Origin of the sequence: Allobrachymonas wangyanguii (assembly GCF_045055315.1) — a bacterium.
Taxonomy (GTDB): Bacteria; Pseudomonadota; Gammaproteobacteria; order Burkholderiales; family Burkholderiaceae_C; genus Brachymonas; species Brachymonas wangyanguii.
Genome location: NZ_CP173677.1, coordinates 898,038 through 915,879, shown reverse-complemented (window position 1 = coordinate 915,879; position 17,842 = coordinate 898,038). Strand labels below are relative to the sequence as shown.

The 17,842-nt window shown below is 63.3% G+C and carries 16 protein-coding genes, 1 other RNA gene and 1 pseudogene; 10 read left to right on the top strand and 8 right to left on the bottom strand.

Features of this window, described 5'->3' with window-relative positions:
- The first annotated feature begins 16 nt into the window (after positions 1-16).
- Positions 17-778, top strand: a complete 762-nt coding sequence (locus tag ACI3EV_RS04295; protein WP_337690749.1) for a polysaccharide lyase — start codon at positions 17-19, stop codon at positions 776-778.
- Positions 779-897: 119 nt separating this feature from the next.
- Here the strand turns inward: ACI3EV_RS04295 and ACI3EV_RS04290 are convergent.
- Together ACI3EV_RS04290 and ACI3EV_RS04285 are read right to left on the bottom strand one after the other, a co-directional pair.
- Positions 898-1,092, bottom strand: a pseudogene (locus ACI3EV_RS04290) (LysR family transcriptional regulator); the annotation flags it as partial.
- Between the two features lie 164 nt (positions 1,093-1,256).
- On the bottom strand, positions 1,257-2,687 hold the full coding sequence (locus ACI3EV_RS04285; RefSeq protein ID WP_329770886.1) for a DASS family sodium-coupled anion symporter: 1,431 nt from the start codon (positions 2,685-2,687) through the stop codon (positions 1,257-1,259).
- Positions 2,688-2,854: 167 nt separating this feature from the next.
- On the opposite strand from ACI3EV_RS04285, the gene ACI3EV_RS04280 reads away from it, so the two are divergent.
- Genes ACI3EV_RS04280 through ACI3EV_RS04270 form a run of 3 tightly spaced genes read left to right on the top strand, consistent with a single transcriptional unit; the run spans position 2,855 to position 4,446 of the window.
- Entirely contained in the window at positions 2,855-3,346 is a 492-nt protein-coding gene (locus ACI3EV_RS04280; protein ID WP_329770885.1) for a nucleotidyltransferase substrate binding protein, read from the top strand.
- Positions 3,343-3,672, top strand: a complete 330-nt coding sequence (locus ACI3EV_RS04275; RefSeq protein WP_329770884.1) for a nucleotidyltransferase domain-containing protein — start codon at positions 3,343-3,345, stop codon at positions 3,670-3,672. Before ACI3EV_RS04280 ends, ACI3EV_RS04275 begins: the two co-directional genes overlap by 4 nt.
- 24 nt (positions 3,673-3,696) lie before the next feature.
- Entirely contained in the window at positions 3,697-4,446 is a 750-nt protein-coding gene (locus tag ACI3EV_RS04270) for a class I SAM-dependent methyltransferase (protein ID WP_329770883.1), read from the top strand.
- Between the two features lie 199 nt (positions 4,447-4,645).
- On the opposite strand, the gene ssrA is transcribed toward ACI3EV_RS04270, so the two are convergent.
- The 6 genes from ssrA to ompA all read right to left on the bottom strand — a co-directional run bounded on the left by ssrA (position 4,646) and on the right by ompA (position 8,923).
- Positions 4,646-5,032, bottom strand: a transfer-messenger RNA (tmRNA) gene (gene ssrA, locus ACI3EV_RS04265).
- 84 nt (positions 5,033-5,116) lie between these two features.
- Complete coding sequence (locus ACI3EV_RS04260) at positions 5,117-6,322, bottom strand: hypothetical protein (protein ID WP_329770841.1); 1,206 nt, start codon at positions 6,320-6,322, stop codon at positions 5,117-5,119.
- Between the two features lie 2 nt (positions 6,323-6,324).
- Positions 6,325-6,813 carry a hypothetical protein gene (locus ACI3EV_RS04255; RefSeq protein WP_329770840.1) on the bottom strand — a complete coding sequence of 163 codons (489 nt, stop codon included), beginning with the start codon at positions 6,811-6,813 and terminating at the stop codon, positions 6,325-6,327.
- Between the two features lie 4 nt (positions 6,814-6,817).
- On the bottom strand, positions 6,818-7,483 hold the full coding sequence (gph, locus tag ACI3EV_RS04250; RefSeq protein WP_329770839.1) for a phosphoglycolate phosphatase: 666 nt from the start codon (positions 7,481-7,483) through the stop codon (positions 6,818-6,820).
- 11 nt (positions 7,484-7,494) lie between these two features.
- A complete protein-coding gene (ubiG, locus tag ACI3EV_RS04245) occupies positions 7,495-8,232 on the bottom strand; it encodes a bifunctional 2-polyprenyl-6-hydroxyphenol methylase/3-demethylubiquinol 3-O-methyltransferase UbiG (protein ID WP_329770838.1) in 738 nt (245 codons plus the stop codon).
- Between the two features lie 100 nt (positions 8,233-8,332).
- Positions 8,333-8,923: an outer membrane protein OmpA gene (gene ompA, locus ACI3EV_RS04240; RefSeq protein WP_329770837.1), complete on the bottom strand. Its 591-nt coding sequence runs from the start codon at positions 8,921-8,923 to the stop codon at positions 8,333-8,335.
- Between the two features lie 265 nt (positions 8,924-9,188).
- Between ompA and gyrA the strand changes: the two genes are divergently transcribed.
- From gyrA to ACI3EV_RS04210, 6 genes are all read left to right on the top strand, one after another.
- Complete coding sequence (gyrA, locus tag ACI3EV_RS04235; protein WP_337690755.1) at positions 9,189-11,831, top strand: DNA gyrase subunit A; 2,643 nt, start codon at positions 9,189-9,191, stop codon at positions 11,829-11,831.
- A gap of 86 nt (positions 11,832-11,917) precedes the next feature.
- Positions 11,918-12,466, top strand: a complete 549-nt coding sequence (locus ACI3EV_RS04230; protein WP_329770835.1) for a DUF2059 domain-containing protein — start codon at positions 11,918-11,920, stop codon at positions 12,464-12,466.
- A gap of 15 nt (positions 12,467-12,481) precedes the next feature.
- The gene (gene serC, locus ACI3EV_RS04225; RefSeq protein WP_337690758.1) at positions 12,482-13,594 is read left to right on the top strand and encodes a 3-phosphoserine/phosphohydroxythreonine transaminase; all 1,113 of its coding nucleotides are present in this window, start codon (positions 12,482-12,484) and stop codon (positions 13,592-13,594) included.
- A 29-nt stretch (positions 13,595-13,623) separates the two neighbouring features.
- Positions 13,624-14,709: a prephenate dehydratase gene (gene pheA / locus ACI3EV_RS04220; protein WP_337690760.1), complete on the top strand. Its 1,086-nt coding sequence runs from the start codon at positions 13,624-13,626 to the stop codon at positions 14,707-14,709.
- A 15-nt stretch (positions 14,710-14,724) separates the two neighbouring features.
- Complete coding sequence (locus ACI3EV_RS04215; RefSeq protein ID WP_337690761.1) at positions 14,725-15,609, top strand: prephenate dehydrogenase/arogenate dehydrogenase family protein; 885 nt, start codon at positions 14,725-14,727, stop codon at positions 15,607-15,609.
- Positions 15,610-15,614: 5 nt separating this feature from the next.
- Complete coding sequence (locus tag ACI3EV_RS04210) at positions 15,615-17,669, top strand: bifunctional 3-phosphoshikimate 1-carboxyvinyltransferase/cytidylate kinase (protein WP_337690763.1); 2,055 nt, start codon at positions 15,615-15,617, stop codon at positions 17,667-17,669.
- The last annotated feature ends 173 nt before the right edge of the window (positions 17,670-17,842 follow it).

The window sequence follows — 17,842 nt, the reverse complement described above, 5'->3', positions numbered from 1 at the left end:
CATTGAGGAGCCATCCATGAATGCAATGATGTCTTGTGCAAGACCTTACAAGGCCCTGGTACTGCTGGGGCTGTGCGCGGCCCTCGCGGCACCGTCTTTTGCGGGGCGGCGCAACGCGCCCGGCGTCAGTGCCGACGGCGCTCTTCAGTGGGCACGTCGCTCCATCTATGGCAATGGCAGCATTGCGCAGGTGGATCAGCCCACGCTCGATGGAGGCCCGTCTTACCGCTTCGTGGTGCCGGACGATGGCGTGTCCTACCGGGCCGAATTGGCCGCTGCCGCCATGCCCTGGGGCCATTACCGCTACCAATTTGCGGTCTTTGTGCCGCAGGACTGGCGGCCCAACCCGCAGGCGACCATTGTGGCGCAGTGGCACGGCTACAAGCTCGACAGTGGCAGGGACACCAATCCGCCCATTTCGCTGGCGATCGAGGGCGATCACTGGCGGTTGATGGTCAACCGGCTGGCGTCACCGGATCAGGTGGAGAAAAAAGAGTTTTCTCTGCCGCCGCTGCAGACCGGGGTGTGGCACCGCTTTGATGTCCGCATCCATTGGTCGCGCAGCGGCCAGGGCGGCCTGGTGGCGTTGACGCACGATGGCGAGAACTGGGTCAGCTACGAGGGCGCGAACAACTACGACCAGAAAAACCCGCCTTACTTCAAGATCGGGATCTACCACCCGCAGTGGAACCCGCGCAAGGATGTGCCCCACGCCACGGGGGGCGCACCCATCGTGGTGTACGCGGCGGGCGTGGCGGTGACGCGCTCGGATCGCTGACGGTGGCGCTCGGAGCGAACAAAGCACACCCGCCTGATTTGGCGTCGAAGGGTGGCTGATGATGCCGGACTACGAAGCGGCGGGTTGCTGGGCTTTCAATAAACCCTGTCCCGGCTCGTTCAATCTGCTGGCGGCGCCAGCAATTGCTCTAGCGCGTCGATGCGGTGCCGGCGCGGCGTGGTGATGGCGTAGAAGTTTTCCTGCAGCAGCGTCGATTGGCACACCGTCACCAGGGTGCCCGCGCGCAGTTCGTCCTGCACCACCACCTCGGGCAGCACGGTCAGCCAGCCGCTGTCGCGCGCCACCAGCTCAATTGTCGTATCAGTGATACGACAATTCGCTCGTCCGGGTAAGCTATTGATAAACCTGCTGTATCGAGCTTCGGCGTAGTCCAGCGAAGTACCGGGCTGGAGTCATCGTCAAACAAAAAAACCGGTGCCCCGCAAGGCACCGGTTGTCGGCTGGGCTCAGGTCTGCATCAACGCAGCACGAAGTAGCCCCACAGCGTCAGCACGATCACGCAGAACACGTTGAGTACGGCGCCGGCGCGCACCATCTCGGACTGGCGGATATGGCCGGTACCGAACACGATGGCGTTGGGCGGCGTGGCCACCGGCAGCATGAAGGCACAGGAGGCACCGATACCGATCATCAGCACCAGCACAGTGGGCGGCATGCCCATGCGCTCGGCAATGGCTGCAAACACCGGCACGAGCAGCGCAGCAGATGCCGTGTTGCTGGTGAACTCGGTCAGCACGATGATGAAGGTCGTCACGCCAAAGATGATCAGCAGCGGGTCAGCACCGGTCAGGAAAGCCGCGACCTGGTCGCCCAGCACGGCAGAAGCGCCGGAGCTGCGCAGCAGGCCGGACAGGGTCAGACCACCGCCGAACAGGAACAGCACGCCCCAGTCGGTGTTGTCGGAAATCTGGCGCCAGGTGGCCAGGCCCAGAATGGCAATGACCACGGCCGCAGTCAGCGCGATAAAGGTATCAGGCGCAGTCACTTGCAGTGCCTTGGCGACATCGCCACCAAAAATCCAGGCCAGGGCGGTAACGGCAAACACCACCATGGTCATGACGCGCTTGCTGGTCCACGGGATCTCTTCATGGGGGATCTGGATACGGCGATTCAGGTTGGGACGGAACACCAGCCACAGCGTCAGCACCATCAGCGGCATCAGGATCAGCATCAGCGGCAGGCCGACCTTCATCCAGCCGGCAAAGTCCAAGTTCAGCGCACGGGCGGCAATCGCATTGGGCGGCGAACCGACCAACGTACCCAGGCCGCCAATGGATGCGGAATAGGCAATGCCCAGCAGGATAAAGATGAAGGTATTGCGCTCCTGCTTCTTGTCCAGGTGGCTCATGATGCCCAGTGCCAGCGGCAGCATCATGGCGGCAGTCGCCGTGTTGCTGATCCACATCGACAGTGCCGCGGTTACTGCAAACAGCAGCAGCGCGGCAACGCCCAGGTGGGAGCCTGCCAGCGACATCAGCCAGAAGGCGATCTTGCGATCCAGGTTCTGCACGTGCAGTGCGGTAGCCAGCGCAAAGCCGCCGAAGAACAGGAAGATGATCGGATCGGCAAACGTGGACAGCGCCTTGCTGGTGTTGAATTCCGGAAAGCCGAGGATCAGCGCGCCCACTGGCACCAGCAGTGCGGTAATGGTCACGTGGATCGCTTCGGTCAGCCACAGGATGGCGATGAACAGCAGCAGTGCCAAGCCCTTGCTCGGCACCGGCTCAATGCCGGCCGAGCCGGTCAGCAAGAAATACAGGCCTACACTGGCGGCCACGGCAACCGCCACGATGATCCAGGAGCGGACCAGGCTGATGCCGGTATGGTTCATTTCATCGGTCGGATGCTCGATCACATCCTGCCCCGGCTGTGTCGTCGGGTTCGTCATGGGAAGTCCTTTCTTGTTCTTGGCATGCCCGGTTGCGGCCAAGCATGTCCATGATCTACAACGGAAAAAACCGGCGATGATGCCATGACTTCAGGGTTTACACCCGGAGTAACAATATGCACAGCTTGGTTAATGTCGGGTGTAATTGAGCTACCAAGGCGCATCGTATGGTCAACTACGATGCGCCCAATCTGTACTTCGGTGCAACAATAGGACCCTGTTTCTTCTACTCGGGAATTCCCATGGCGCATGCATCTCGGCTGGATCTTGGTCCGCTTGAACGCGCTATCCAGCGCTTGGATGAAGGCTGGATACGCTATCAGCAGGACATCAGCGACACGCAAATTCGTGACGGGCTGATCCAGCGTTTCGAATTCACCTACGAAATCAGCCACAAGATGCTGAAGCGCTTTCTGGAAGCCACTTCGGCCAACCCCGCCGAATTCGACGCCATGAACTTCCAGGATCTGGTTCGCAGCGGCAATGAGCGCCAACTGCTGTTGGGTGACTGGTCACAATGGCGAACCTACCGCGATATGCGAGCCAGAACCAGCCATACCTACGACGAAGAAGTCGCCCTGCTGGTGGTGGGTGGCATCCCTGCTTTTCTGAATGAAGCCAGGCATCTGCTCCTGCAATTGCAAGAGGCGCAGGCGTGAACCAGATACGCATGCCAGATGTGGATCTCCAGCCTGAACAGTGGCAAATCGTGCAGCATATTCTGCACAAGCATGTACCTGGGCACGCCGTCTGGGCCTTTGGCTCACGCGTCAAGGGAACAGCCAAGCCCTATTCCGATCTCGATCTGGCCATCATCACCGACACCCCGCTTCCCCTATCCTTACATGCCGCTCTGGCTGATGACTTTTCTGTTTCCGATCTACCCTGGAAAGTAGATCTTGTCGATTGGGCCGTCACCAGCGATGCCTTCAGGGCCGTGATACTGCGGGATCGGGTGGTGTTGCAGGATGCCACTCAAGGCTAAGAACACGCCAGGTAAGGAGGCGACATGAGCACCAACTGGTTCACACAAGGTGGCCAGGCCTACGCACGACACCGCCCAGACTATCCGCCGGAGCTGGCAGCCACCCTGGCTCAGTTGGTGGCACAGCCGCGCGTAGCTCTGGATGTAGGCTGCGGCAACGGCCAGCTGACGGTACAACTGGCGCAGCATGTGGATCAGGTCATCGGTATCGATCCCAGCCAGGACCAGATCGATCACGCCGAGTCACGTGCCAACATCCGCTACCTCTGCGCCCCGGCCGAACAGCTCCCCCTGCCAGACCAATCGGTTGACCTGATCACGGCAGCGCAGGCGGCGCACTGGTTTGACATGCCGGCATTCTGCGCCGAAGTGCAGCGCGTCGCCCGCCCCGGCGCGGTAGTGGCGCTGATCACCTATGGTGTGCTGCATGTGGACGACCCGGAGATCGATCGCATCGTGCAGGGTTTCTATACACGCGTCATTGGCCCCTACTGGCCGGCGGAACGGCGGCATGTGGAGAATGGGTATCGGGAGCTGTATTTTCCGTTTCGGGAATTAGAAGTGCCTGCCATGGCGATACGGCGCCGCTGGGATCTGCAGGAACTGTTGGGGTATGTGGGGACGTGGTCGGCGGTGAAGGCGGCTGAGCGGGTGTTGGGGTCCTCGGCCATGCTGGAGTTTGGGCAGCGGCTGGAGCAGGCATGGGGGCATGCGGACGTGAAGCGTGGGATTACCTGGCCGCTGGCGGTGCGGGCAGGCAGGATGAATGCATAGGTCGCAGATCATCATTGCAACACATTAGTGGGGCAATTGCGATTTCTGCCCAACGCCGCAGACTTACTGCCCCACAAACTGCCCCACGCTGCCTTGCACTGACCGTCAGGGGAATCTGTCCAATTTGAAATTGAACCTGTTGATCCACAAAGAAAAACGCCACCCGTCAAACAATGACAGATGGCGTTGATCAGTGAAATGGTGGAGCTGGCGGGAATTGAACCCGCGTCCACAAGCCTTTTTCGTCCGGTTCTACATGCGTAGCCAGCTGATTTGATCTCGCCCGTCATGCCGCGCAGTGGCACGCTGCACAACAGGCCAGTCCCCTTAAGTCTTGCTACGCGCCAAGGAACACGACGCGCAGCCAGTCAATGTGAATTAACCTTGCAGCCTGGACTGGTCAGCTTGCGCCAACCATCCCTTGCCCAGCCCATTGACCGACTGTTGCAAGGCTCGCTGGATTAAGCAGCGAGTGCGAAACGTTCGTCGTTTGCAGTTACTTTTTTGAATCGAGATTTACGAGCGTGACCCAAGCTCGACATGCCCCGCAACGCGTCCGAACCCATGTCGAAACCAGTGCAGCCCCAGAGGGATCCTTATTATAGCCGCCTGCCCTGCCGCTGTCACGCCACCCATTACAAGCGCTTGCAGCTCTTGCATCTGGCTACGTTCAGGGTCGCAGGCCGTGTTCGGCGGCAAAGCCGGCACGCAGCTGGCGCACCTGCTCTTGCGTGATGCAGGCTGGCAACAGCTTCGCCTGTGCCGGATGGCGCTGCCGCCAGGCCCGCACCGCAGCGCTCTGGTACGGATCCGCCACCGTATAACCGACACGCTGGCGACAGTTCTGCCCCTGCGCATCACACTGGCGCAAGGTACTGGCATAGATCACCCGGCCATCACGCGTCAGCCCGGGAAAGGCGCTGGCGGTCAGTGTCTCGCCGGCGTGCGCAGGCGGCGTGGCCAGATTGAAGGCCTGCTGCAGCGTGCGGCTGTACCACCAGGCCTGACCGCGATACTCATACGCCAGATCGCCACCCGGCTGCCCCTGCGAAAAACCGAAAATCGTCTTGCCGCTGGCATGGGCAAAGGTGTCACGCAGCTCGCAGCCCTTGCCATCGTCCCCAAATCCGTAGATGCGCATGGTCGGCTGCCCCTGCACCGGGTTCTGCGGCATGGCGGCATACTCGGTGCCGTCCACCGAGATCATCGGCAAGGCGTACATGGCACCATCTTCCCGCGCGCGATCCCGGCAGTGGTAGACCCGACCGGAATCGGCCACGATGCGCTGCTGCGCCAAATCCACCGTCAGCGTACGACTGGACAGCGCGCCCAGACCCATGCTCTCCTCGCCATCGGCATTCGGCCAGCTCAGCGAACGGATCTTCACCTGCCCTGGCTGATCACCCGGCAGTTCGGATGCCGCCGCATAAAAGCCAGTCATGCCACCACGGAACTGCGGTCGGGCACTGGTCTGTTGCTGCAACACATCCTGCAGGCGGTAATGGTCGCCATTCACATTCACCAGCCAGCGCCAGCTGCCCTGCACCGGAAACGCCTCGTTCTGCAACGGCGTGGCGTAGGCGCGCACCACCGTGCCACCCAACTCCGGCAACTCCATCAGGCTCACCTGCCCCAGCTTTGCACCAGAAAACGAGCGCAGCACAAAGCGGCCATCCGGACTGAAGCGCTCATAGCTGCCCAGTGGCACCAGTGGCTTGCCGGCAGCGTCCTGGCTGCTGCCAGCGACATCGGCAGTCAGTTCGATAAAGGTAGTCGGCGCGATACAGGCTTGCGGTGCCTGGGCCAGCGCCAGTCCGCTGGAGCCCAGCAGTATCAGTGCAGCGACCCCTTTTGTCGCCCTATCCAGCAGATTCATCGCTATTTCTCCCCGCTGTGCAGGCGCTCTTCAATACCCAGGCGCCAATACGCTGGCGGCATGGCCGATACCAGAGGCCGCGTGGCAGCCCGGCCTTGCTGCACCAGCCAGGCGCTGGGAAAGTGCCGGTAGGCATCGGCCTCAATCAGCTCCTGCGCACACAAGGGCTGACTGTATGCCAACACCTGCTGGGCGTCTGCGTCCAGCGTCTGCCGCGCCTCTTGTATTTCACTATCGGGCACACGGCCATCGTGCACCACCAGCCAGTCAATCGCCAGATCCGTCGCCACCTGCTGCACCTCGGCGGCATGCCGCGCCGACAGCACCATGCGTGGCGACCAGACATAGAGCAGCACCGGACGCGCTGCACCATCTGCCGCCGTGCTGCGCTGCAAGGCCTGCCAGTCGGTATCGGAAAAACAGGGTTGCTGCGCCTGGGCAGCCCCTGCCAGTACCAGCAGCATCAGTCCCAACCGACTCTGCCAGCGCATGGTCTTATTGCAGCCCGATCAGCGCCAGCACCTCGGCCGGCTGCGCCGCTTCGGCCTGGGCACCCCAGGCCGCCACATCGTGCTCGCCCAGATAGCCCCAGAGCGCGGCCACATCCGGCATGCCGGCAGCGCGTGCCGCATCAATATCGCGTTTGTCATCCCCCACGTACAGGCAGGCCGACGGCGGCAGCTGCAGGCGGCGTGCCGCCTCCAGCAACGGCTCCGGATGCGGCTTGGGGTGCGGCGTGGTATCCCCCGCCACCACCACGGCAGCGCCTTGCAGCACCGGCATGGTACGTGTCAGTGGCAGCGTGAAGCGCTCAGTCTTGTTGGTGACGATGCCCCAGCGCAGGCCAGCCGACTCCAGCGCACGCAACAGCTCCGGTACGCCATCAAAAGCGTGTGTCAGCTCGGTCAGGCTGGATTCATAGTTTCGGAAAAATTCCTCGCGGTAGTCCGGAAAATCCGGATGCTCCGGCGCCATGCCAAACGCCAGACCGAGCATGCCGCGCGCGCCGGCACCGGCCATGGGCCGATAGTGTTCCAGCGGCAGCGACGGCAGTCCACGCGCCACGCGCATGCGGTCCACGGCTGCGCCCAGATCCGGGGCGCTGTCAATCAGTGTGCCGTCCAGATCGAACAGCACCGCCTGGATATTCGAGAATGCCATATGAAACCCGTTCAGTCCGGCTTGCGGCAAGCCACCATGTAATTGACGTCCACATTGGCATCGAGCCAATAGCGCTGCGTCAGCGGGTTGTAATGCAGGCCACGCGTGGAATCAATCGCCAGGCCAGATTCACGGCATTCGCGCATCAGCTCGGCCGGGGTGATCATCTTGGCGTATTCGTGGGTACCACGCGGCACCAGATTCAGCAGGTATTCCGCACCCAGGATCGCAAACAGGAAGGACTTGGGATTGCGGTTGATGGTGGACAGCAGCACCCAGCCGCCCGGCTTGACCGCCTGCGCACAGGCACGCACCACCGAGGCCGGATCAGGCACGTGCTCCAGCATTTCCATGCAAGTGACGACATCAAATTCGCCCGGATGTTCGGCTGCAAACTGCTCCACGCTGACCTTCTGGTAGCGCACGTTGTTGACGCCAGCTTCCAGCGCGTGCAACTGTGCCACGCGCAGCGATTCTTCCGCCAGGTCGATACCCGTCACCTGGGCACCGGCCTGCGCCATGGATTCGGACAGGATACCGCCACCGCAGCCTACATCCAGCACCTGCCGTTCGCGCAGCGGGCCAGCCACTTCCTGGATCCAGCCCAGACGCAAAGGGTTGATGGCGTGCAGCGTATGCAGTACGCCAGTCTCGTCCCACCACTGGTGCGCCAGGTCAGAAAACTTGGCCACTTCCGCCGGATCAACGTTCTCCGCCGGCACGGATTGCTGGGTATTGGTATTTTCCATAGGCTGATTGTGCCTCAAAAATCAGATGCCGCGTATCCACCCTCCAGACGACAAAAAGCCCCGCAGGGCGGGGCTTTTTGGGTCTGCGTGAGCAGAAGGATTAGCGGGTGCCAACCACTTCGATTTCCACGCGACGGTTCTGGGCGCGGCCTTCGCGGGTAGCGTTGGTAGCGACCGGCTGGCTTTCGCCCTTGCCTTCCACGTAGATGCGCTCAGCGGGGATGCCCTTGGACACCAGGTAGTTCTTCACGGCGTTGGCGCGACGAACAGACAGAGCCTGGTTGTAGGCGTCAGAGCCGATGGAGTCGGTGTGACCAGTGCTGATCACGGCTTCCAGGTTCAGGCCCTGGATCTTGCTGACCAGGTCGTCCAGGGTAGCGCGGCCAGCCGGCTTCAGCACGGACTTGTCGAAGTCGAAGAAGGCGTCAGCAGCGTAGGTCACCTTGCTGGCAACCGGAGCAGCAGGAGCCGGAGCTGCCTGGGCAACGGGCAGGCCGCAAGCCGGGGTGGCAGCGGTAGCCGGAGTCCAGTAGTTATCTTGCCAGCACAGTTCGTTCGTGCCGTTCATCCACACCAGGTTACCGTGGTTGTTAACCCAGTTGTCACCCTTCAGGGTGGTGGATGCAGCCATAGCACTGCCTGCCATAGCGACAGTTGCGAACAACACAGCCACTTTATTCAGTTTCTTCATGTTTATCCTCTTGATTTAATACCACAGCAGGAGCTGCACGATTATGCGAGTTTCGGATGCCCTTGAGCGTAACCCGTCGAACCGATTGTGCCACAGCACGCATTCACTTTAACCGCTCCACAAGGCCTCTGCACGTCAGCCCGGGGGAAATCTGGCGCTTTGTTGCGCGCTTGCCACACAGCCAGCGGGGCGACTGCCTGACCGGACACTTGACCTGACCCGGTAGAATGGTGGCTATTCATATACAGGAAGAGTCTCCGCCAGCATGACAGAATTTGCCAAAGAAACGCTGCCCATCAGTCTAGAAGAAGAGATGCGCCGCAGCTACCTCGATTACGCCATGAGCGTGATCGTGGGCCGTGCCCTGCCCGATGCCCGTGACGGCCTCAAGCCGGTGCACCGCCGCGTGCTGTATGCCATGCACGTGCTCAATAACGACTGGAACCGCCCTTACAAGAAGTCGGCGCGTATCGTCGGTGACGTGATCGGTAAGTACCACCCGCACGGCGACAGCGCCGTCTACGACACCATCGTGCGACTGGCGCAGGACTTCAGCATGCGCCACATGCTGGTGGATGGCCAGGGCAACTTCGGCTCGGTGGACGGCGACAGCGCCGCCGCCATGCGTTATACCGAGATCCGCCTGTCCAAGATCGCGCACGAGATGCTGGCCGATATCGACAAGGAGACGGTCGACTTTGGTCCCAACTACGATGGCAGCGAGCAGGAGCCGCTGGTGCTGCCGACGCGCCTGCCAAGCCTGCTGGTGAACGGTTCCTCCGGCATTGCCGTGGGCATGGCCACCAACATCCCGCCGCACAACCTGAACGAGGTGGTGGACGCCTGCCTGCATCTGCTGGCACACCCCGATGCCAGCATCGATGACCTGATCGAGATCATCCCGGCGCCGGATTTCCCGACGGGCGGCATCATTTATGGCATTTCCGGCGTGCGCGAAGGTTATCGCACCGGCCGTGGCCGCGTGGTGATGCGCGCCAAGGTGCACTTCGAAGATATCGACCGGGGCCAGCGCCAGGCGATCATCGTGGACGAGCTGCCCTACCAGGTCAACAAGAAGACGCTGCAGGAACGCATTGCCGAACTGGTGCACGAAAAGCGCATCGAGGGCATCAGCCATATCCAGGACGAATCCGACAAGTCGGGCATGCGCCTGGTGATCGAGCTCAAGCGCGGCGAACTGCCCGAGGTGGTGCTGAACAACCTGTACAAGCACACCCAGCTGCAGGACACCTTCGGCATCAACATGGTGGCGCTGATCGATGGCCAGCCGCGCCTGTGCAATATCAAGGACCTGATCAGCGTGTTCCTGCAGCACCGCCGCGAGGTGGTAACGCGCAGGACCATCTTCAACTTGCGCAAGGCACGCGATCGCGGCCACGTGCTGGAAGGCCTGGCGGTGGCGCTGGCCAACATCGACGAGTTCATCCGCATCATCCGCGAGTCCCCCACCCCGCCGGTGGCCAAGGCCGAGCTGATGGCGCGCAGCTGGGACAGCAGCCTGGTGCGCGAGATGCTGACGCGTGCGCGCGAGGACGGCAGCGTCGTCAACGCCGACGACTACCGCCCCGAAGGCCTGGGCCGCCAGTACGGTCTGGGCCAGGACGGCCTGTACCGCCTGAGCGATGTGCAGGCGCAGGAAATCCTGCAAATGCGCCTGCAGCGCCTGACCGGCCTGGAGCAGGACAAGATCGTGGCCGAGTACAAGGACGTGATGGCCGAGATCGAGGATCTGCTGGATATCCTGGCCAAGCCCGAGCGCGTCTCCACCATCATCGGCGAAGAGCTGAACGCGCTCAAGAGCGAGTTTGGCCAGACCAAGCTGGGCGCACGCCGCAGCGAGATCGAGCACAACGCTCTGGAACTGGGCACGGAAGACCTGATCACGCCGACCGACATGGTGGTGACGCTGTCGCACACCGGCTATGTCAAGAGCCAGCCGCTGTCCGAGTACCGCTCGCAGAAGCGCGGCGGCCGTGGCAAGCAGGCCACCACCACCAAGGACGACGACTGGATCGAGCAGCTGTTCATTGCCAACACGCATGACTACCTGCTGTGCTTCAGCAACCGCGGCCGCCTCTACTGGCTCAAGGTCTGGGAAGTGCCCACCGGCAGCCGTGGCTCGCGCGGCCGTCCGATCGTCAACATGTTCCCGCTGGAAGATGCCGAGAAGATCACCGTGGTGCTGCCGCTGACCGGCGACATGCGCACCTTCCCGAGCGATCACTACGTGTTCATGGCCACCTCCCAGGGCACGGTCAAGAAGACCGCGCTGGACGAATTCAGCAACCCGCGCAAGGCCGGCATCATCGCCGTGGGCCTGGATGAAGGCGACTACCTGATCGGCGCCGCCCTGACCGATGGCGCACATGACGTGATGCTGTTCAGCGATGGTGGCAAGGCGGTGCGCTTTGACGAGAACGATGTGCGCCCGATGGGCCGCCAGGCGCGCGGCGTGCGCGGCATGCAGCTGGAAGACGGCCAGCAGGTGATTTCCCTGCTGGTGGCCGGCGACGAGTCGCAAAGCGTGCTGACCGCCACCGTCAACGGCTTTGGCAAGCGCACCAATATTGCCGAGTACACGCGCCATGGCCGTGGCACCAAGGGCATGATTGCGATCCAGCAGAGCGAGCGCAACGGCAAGGTCGTCGCCGCCACGCTGGTGCATGAGGATGACGAGATCATGCTGATCACAGATCGCGGCGTGCTGGTGCGTACGCGCGTGGCCGAAATCCGCGAGATGGGCCGTGCCACGCAGGGCGTGACGCTGATTGCGCTGGATGACGGCGCCGAACTGATCGGCCTGCAACGCATCGTCGAGAACGATGCCAGCGAGGACGCCGCCGACAACGACACGGCAGCAGACGATACGGCTCCAGCAGCCGAATGATGCACAATGCCTGAATCGTGCCGCTGCCAACGGTGGCGGCACGTTCCGATTCCTGTTTTCCCTTTTCAGGTAGTACCGAGATGACCATGCGCTTTGCCACCCCTGTTATTGCTGCCATCGCCCTGTCCGTGGGCCTGGCTGCCGCTCCCGCCCACGCCCAGTCCGATGCCGCTGCACGCAAGCAACTGGCCACACGTATCGTGAACCTGCAGAAGGCGAACGACATGGATGCGCTGATCGCGCAACTGGCCGGTACCGCCTCGCAGACCGTGGTATCGACCTGGCTGCCCAAGCTGGACCAGCTGCCGCGCTCCAAGCAGCGTGCCGCCGCCGACCAGCTGGATGCCGAACTGAAGAAGTTCAACCAGGACAACGTGCGCCTGATCAAGAGCCGCAATGAGCGCATCAGCCTGGACGTGCTGGTACCGGCCTATGCCGAGCGCTTTACCGCCGACGAGTTGCGCCAGCTGGTGGCCTTCATGGAATCGCCCGTGATCAAGAAGTACTACGCAGCCAACCCGCAGATGGCGAACATGCTGGCGCAGAAACTGGTGGAAGCCACGCGCAAGGATGTGGAAGCCCGCATCAAGACCTTCGACAGCCGCGCCAACCAGATCATCAACAGCAACAAGTAAGCCCTGACTGCCATCATGCCTGACGTCCTGCACCGCCCCTACAACTTCTCGGCCGGCCCGGCCACCATGCCGGCGGCCGTACTGCAACGCGCCGCCAGCGAATTGCTGGACTGGCCCTACCCGGACGGACGTCGTGCCGGCATGGGCGTGCTGGAGATGAGCCACCGCAGCGAGCCTTTCGGCATCATCCTGGAACAGGCCAAGGCCAATCTGCGCACCCTGCTGGCGATTCCGGACAACTTCCAGATCCTGTTCATGCAGGGTGGAGCGATTGCCGAAAACGCCATCGTGCCGCTGAACCTGAGCCGCGGCGAAAGCGCCAGCTACGTGGTGACCGGCAGCTGGAGCCAGAAAAGCCAGGTGGAAGCCGGCAGGTACTGCCAGGTGCAGCTGGCGGCCCAGGCCGATCCGTTCACCCGCATTCCCGATCCGGCCAGCTGGCAGATCTCGCCGGGTAGCCGCTACGTGCATATCTGCAGCAACGAGACCATCCATGGCGTGGAATTCCACACGCTGCCGGACCTGGCAGCGCTGGGTTGTGACGCCCCGCTGGTGATCGACTTCTCCTCGCACGTGCTGTCGCGCAGCATCGACTGGAGCCGCGTCGGCCTGGCCTATGGTGGCGCGCAAAAGAACATCGGTCCGGCCGGCCTGACGCTGGTGGTGATCCGCGAGGACCTGATCGGCCATGCGCTGCCGATCTGCCCGAGTGCCTTCAACTACGAGCTGGTGGCGAAGAACGACTCCATGTTCAACACGCCGCCGACCTATGGCATCTACATGGCCGGCCTGATCTTCCAGTGGCTGCTGGAACAAGGCGGCGTGGCTGCGCTGGAGGCGCAGAACATCGCCAAGGCCGAACTGCTGTACAACTTCATCGACCAGTCGGCGTTCTACCGCAACGAGGTCGATCCCGCTGCGCGTTCCCGCATGAACGTGCCCTTCTTCCTGGCCGATGAAAGCCGCAACGCCGCCTTCCTGGAGGGCGCACGCGAACGCGGCCTGCTGCAACTCAAGGGCCACAAGTCCGTGGGCGGCATGCGTGCCAGCATCTACAACGCCATGCCGCTGGCGGGCGTCCAGGCGCTGGTCGACTACCTGCGCGATTTCGAGGCCCAGCAGGCCTGATTCCCCCTGACCGTTTTTCTGATCCTGCCATGACCCGGACCATTGCCGACTTGCGCGTCGCCATCGACGCGGTAGACCAACACCTGCTGAAGCTGCTCAACGAACGCGCTGCACTGGCCAACGAAGTAGGCGACATCAAGCGCCTGGAAGGCTCGCAGGTATTCCGCCCCGAGCGCGAGGCACAGGTGATCCACACCCTGCAGCAGGACAACCTGGGCCCGCTCAAGGAAACCAGCATCGCCAACATCTGGCGCGAAATCATGTCCGCCTGTCGTGCGCTGGAAGCGCCGCAGCGCGTCGCCTACCTGGGCCCGGCCGGCACCTTCAGCGAACAGGCGGCCGAAGCCTTTTTCGGCGTCAGCATCGAGCACATCCCCTGCACCAGCATGGACGAGGTGTTCCAGGCCACCGCCGGCGGCCGTGCTGCCTTTGGCGTGGTGCCGGTAGAAAACTCCACCGAAGGCGTGGTGACGCGCACGCTGGACCTGTTCCTGACTTCGCCGCTGCACATCATTGGCGAAACCAGCCTGCTGGTACGCCACAACCTGCTGCGCAAGGACAACAGCCTGGATGACATCGAGGCCGTCTACGCGCACCCGCAGGCGCTGGCGCAGTGCCAGAACTGGCTCAATGCCCACCTGCCCAACGCCGAGCGCCACGCCGCAGACAGCAATGCCGAGGGCGCCCGCATCGTGGCCAGCAACCCCAAGTGGGCGGCGATCGCCAGCTTGCGCGCCGCCAGCCAGTTCGGCCTGCACGTGATCTCGCCCTCGATCCAGGACGATGCCTACAACCGCACTCGCTTCGCCGTGATCTGCCTGCCGGAAACACTGGCCATGCCGGAATCCTCCGGCCACGACTGCACCAGCCTGGTGGTATCGGTGGTGAACCGTCCCGGCGCCGTCTACGAGCTGCTGGAACCGCTCAAGCGCCACGGCGTGTCCATGTCGCGCTTCGAATCGCGTCCGGCCCGCAGCGGCCAGCAATGGGAATACTTCTTCTACATCGACCTGCAAGGCCATATCAGCGATCCCGCCATGGCGGCTGCGCTGGCCGATCTGCGCCCGATCTGTGCCTACTACAAGGTGCTGGGCTCTTACGCCATCAACGGCTGAGGCAGGAGGCAAGCGATGTTCCTGCGCATGGCCCTGATCGGATGCGGCATGATGGGCGGCTCGCTCGCCCTGGCGATGCGACGCGCACGCCTGGTACAACAGGTCGTGGGCTACAGCCCGCGTACCGATGACCTGCGCCTTGCCCTCGACCGTGGCGTGATCGATGCCGCCACCAGCAGCATCGCCGATGCCGTGCAGCGCGCCGATTTCGTCGTGCTGGCAGTACCGGTGGCGGTGACGGAGCAGGTGCTGAAAGACATCGCTCCGTCGCTGCGCCCGGACGCCATCATCATGGACGTCGGCTCGACCAAGCAGAACGTGATCTCTGCAGCGCAAGCGGCTCTTGGTCCGCACGCCGGCCAGTTCGTGCCGGCACACCCGATTGCCGGCAAGGAAGTCGCCGGTATCGCCCATGCCGATCCGGACCTGTACCGCGGCCGCCAGGTGATCCTGACGCCGGCGCGCAGCACCCGCATCGGTCCGCTGCAGCAGGCCACCAGCCTGTGGGAAGCGCTGGGCTGTCGCGTCATCACCATGGATCCGCAGGCGCACGATGCCGCCTTCGCCGCCGTCAGCCACCTGCCACACATGACAGCCTATGCGCTGATGCACAGCATCCTGCACCAGGACGATGCTGCCGACACGCTGGCGCTAGCCGGCTCCGGCTTCCGCGACTTCACCCGTATTGCCGCCAGCAATCCGGACATCTGGCGCGATATCTTCCTCTGCAACCGCGAGGAAATGCTGCGCCAGACCGATGCCCTGATCGCCTCGCTGCAAACCTTTGCCCAGGCGATTGCCGATAACGATGCCGATCGTCTGCTGGCCCTGATCACCGAGGCCAGCAACGCCCGCAGCCAATGGCGCATGAGCACCATGGACAACAATTCCCTGCCCTGAACCTGATGAGCAAGCCCCCTTTCCTGGACCTTCCTCCCCTGACCGCAGCCCATGGCACGGTCCGCCTGCCCGGCTCCAAGAGCATCAGCAACCGCGTGCTGCTGCTGTCCGGCCTGTGTGCCGGCACCACCGTGCTGCACGGCCTGCTGGACTCCGACGACACCCGCGTGATGCTGGCGGCGCTGCAGCAGCTCGGCTGCCAGGTAGAGCGTGACGGCACCACCGCTCGCATCACCGGCAATGGTGGCCGACTGCCCGACAGCGCGCGCCAGGCCGATGCCCCACTGGCCCTGTTCCTCGGCAATGCCGGCACCGCCATGCGTCCACTCACCGCCGCGCTTGCCATGCTCGACGGCCACTTCGAGATGACCGGCATCCCGCGCATGTACGAGCGCCCGATCGGCGACCTGGTGGACGGCCTGCTGCAGCTCGACTGCGATGTGCGCTACCTGGCCAACCCCGGCTACCCGCCGCTGCGCATCGGCCCGCGCCAGAGCCAGGCACAGGAGCCGGTGGAAATCCGTGTGCGCGGCGATGTCTCCAGCCAGTTCCTGACCGCACTGCTGATGGCAGCACCGCTGGCACAGCACGCCACCACCTTCCGCATCCAGGGCGAGCTGATTTCCAAGCCGTATATCGAGATCACGCTGAACCTGATGCGCCGCTATGGCGTGCAGGTCGAGCGCGACAGCGAAACCGGCTGGCAGGCGTTTACCGTGCCGGCCGATGCCGTCTACCAGTCACCCGGCGAGCTGCATGTCGAAGCCGATGCCTCGTCGGCCAGCTATTTCATCGCCCTCGGCGCGATTGCCGCCGATCCGGCACAAGGCCACAGCATCACCATCGAAGGCGTTGGCGCCGATTCGATCCAGGGCGATATCCGCTTCATCGAGGCGGCGCGCGCCATGGGTGCCAGCATCAGCAGCACCCCCGACAGCATCCGCGTGCAACGTGGCCGCTGGCCGCTGCAGGCAATCGACCTGGACTGCAACCACATACCCGATGCCGCCATGACGCTGGCCGTGATGGCGCTGTACGCCAACGGCACCACCACGCTGCGCAATATTGCCAGCTGGCGCGTCAAGGAAACCGACCGCATTGCCGCCATGGCGACCGAGCTGCGCAAGCTCGGCGCCACGGTGGAGGAAGGCCAGGACACCATCCGCGTCACGCCGCCGGCGGCCGGTCAGTGGCGCAGCGCCAGCCTGCACACCTACGACGACCACCGCATGGCCATGTGCGGCTCGCTCGCCGCCTTCAACCCGGCCGGCCTGCCGGTGCGCATCGATGATCCTTCCTGCGTCGCCAAGACTTTCCCCGAGTATTTCACCGACTACCTGGCGCTGTGCCAGGCGGACGCCGCCAGCATCCCGGTGCTGTGCATCGACGGTCCGAGCGCCAGCGGCAAGGGCACGCTGTCAGCCGCGGTGGCGGCACAGCTGGGCTACGCCCTGCTCGATTCCGGTTCGCTCTACCGCATCGTCGGCCTGGCCGCACGCCGTGCCGGCCTGCTGGATGGTGACCCGGCGACCAACGAAGCAGCGATTGCCAGCTTGGCCAGCGAACTCGACATCTGTTTCGGCGATGGCCAGTGCCTGCTGGGCGGCGAGGACATCACCGAGGATATCCGCAGCGAACAGGGCGGCATGGACGCCTCCGCCGTCTCCGCCCTGCCCTCGGTACGCGAGGCGCTGGTTGGCCTGCAGCACGGCTTCCGCCGCCTGCCGGGGCTGGTCGCCGACGGCCGCGACATGGGCACGGTGATCTTCCCGCAGGCCCCGCTCAAGGTGTTTTTGACCGCCAGCGCCGAAAAACGCGCCGAACGCCGCCATAAGCAATTGATTTCCAAAGGAATTGACGCTAAAATAGACGACCTTCGTGCTGACCTGGAAGCGCGCGATGCGCGGGACCGTTCCCGCGCCGCTGCGCCCCTGAAACCAGCCGAAGATGCCGTGCTGCTCGACAACTCCGAGATGGACATTCCTACGTCCGTCAACCAGGTGCTGGCGTGGTGGCAAGGCAAACAGCCTTTCGGAACGCAGGCAACCGGTACGGACTGATCCGCATCTGTCGCTTTCTGACCACAGGGCTGCCTATCGGCAGCCCTGTTGCCTTTGTGCAGGCAGGCTGTTGTCGCGCCGCTGCCCGGGCAGCGGATCGTGTTTCACCCATAACCCCGCGATGCCTGCATCGCATAACCCCCCTGCCGGCGACAGGTGGACCGCAATGATGC

Excerpts from the sequence above, each read along its gene's own strand:
- ACI3EV_RS04260 (WP_329770841.1), bottom strand. The coding sequence starts at position 6,322 with ATGAATCTGCTGGATAGGGCGACAAAAGGGGTCGCTGCACTGATACTG.
- gyrA (WP_337690755.1), top strand. The coding sequence starts at position 9,189 with ATGACAGAATTTGCCAAAGAAACGCTGCCCATCAGTCTAGAAGAAGAG.
- gph (WP_329770839.1), bottom strand. The coding sequence starts at position 7,483 with ATGGCATTCTCGAATATCCAGGCGGTGCTGTTCGATCTGGACGGCACA.
- ACI3EV_RS04280 (WP_329770885.1), top strand. The coding sequence starts at position 2,855 with ATGGTCAACTACGATGCGCCCAATCTGTACTTCGGTGCAACAATAGGA.
- ACI3EV_RS04215 (WP_337690761.1), top strand. The coding sequence starts at position 14,725 with ATGTTCCTGCGCATGGCCCTGATCGGATGCGGCATGATGGGCGGCTCG.
- ACI3EV_RS04285 (WP_329770886.1), bottom strand. The coding sequence starts at position 2,687 with ATGACGAACCCGACGACACAGCCGGGGCAGGATGTGATCGAGCATCCG.
- ACI3EV_RS04210 (WP_337690763.1), top strand. The coding sequence starts at position 15,615 with ATGAGCAAGCCCCCTTTCCTGGACCTTCCTCCCCTGACCGCAGCCCAT.
- ACI3EV_RS04230 (WP_329770835.1), top strand. The coding sequence starts at position 11,918 with ATGCGCTTTGCCACCCCTGTTATTGCTGCCATCGCCCTGTCCGTGGGC.
- pheA (WP_337690760.1), top strand. The coding sequence starts at position 13,624 with ATGACCCGGACCATTGCCGACTTGCGCGTCGCCATCGACGCGGTAGAC.
- ubiG (WP_329770838.1), bottom strand. The coding sequence starts at position 8,232 with ATGGAAAATACCAATACCCAGCAATCCGTGCCGGCGGAGAACGTTGAT.
- ACI3EV_RS04270 (WP_329770883.1), top strand. The coding sequence starts at position 3,697 with ATGAGCACCAACTGGTTCACACAAGGTGGCCAGGCCTACGCACGACAC.
- ACI3EV_RS04295 (WP_337690749.1), top strand. The coding sequence starts at position 17 with ATGAATGCAATGATGTCTTGTGCAAGACCTTACAAGGCCCTGGTACTG.
- serC (WP_337690758.1), top strand. The coding sequence starts at position 12,482 with ATGCCTGACGTCCTGCACCGCCCCTACAACTTCTCGGCCGGCCCGGCC.
- ompA (WP_329770837.1), bottom strand. The coding sequence starts at position 8,923 with ATGAAGAAACTGAATAAAGTGGCTGTGTTGTTCGCAACTGTCGCTATG.
- ACI3EV_RS04255 (WP_329770840.1), bottom strand. The coding sequence starts at position 6,813 with ATGCGCTGGCAGAGTCGGTTGGGACTGATGCTGCTGGTACTGGCAGGG.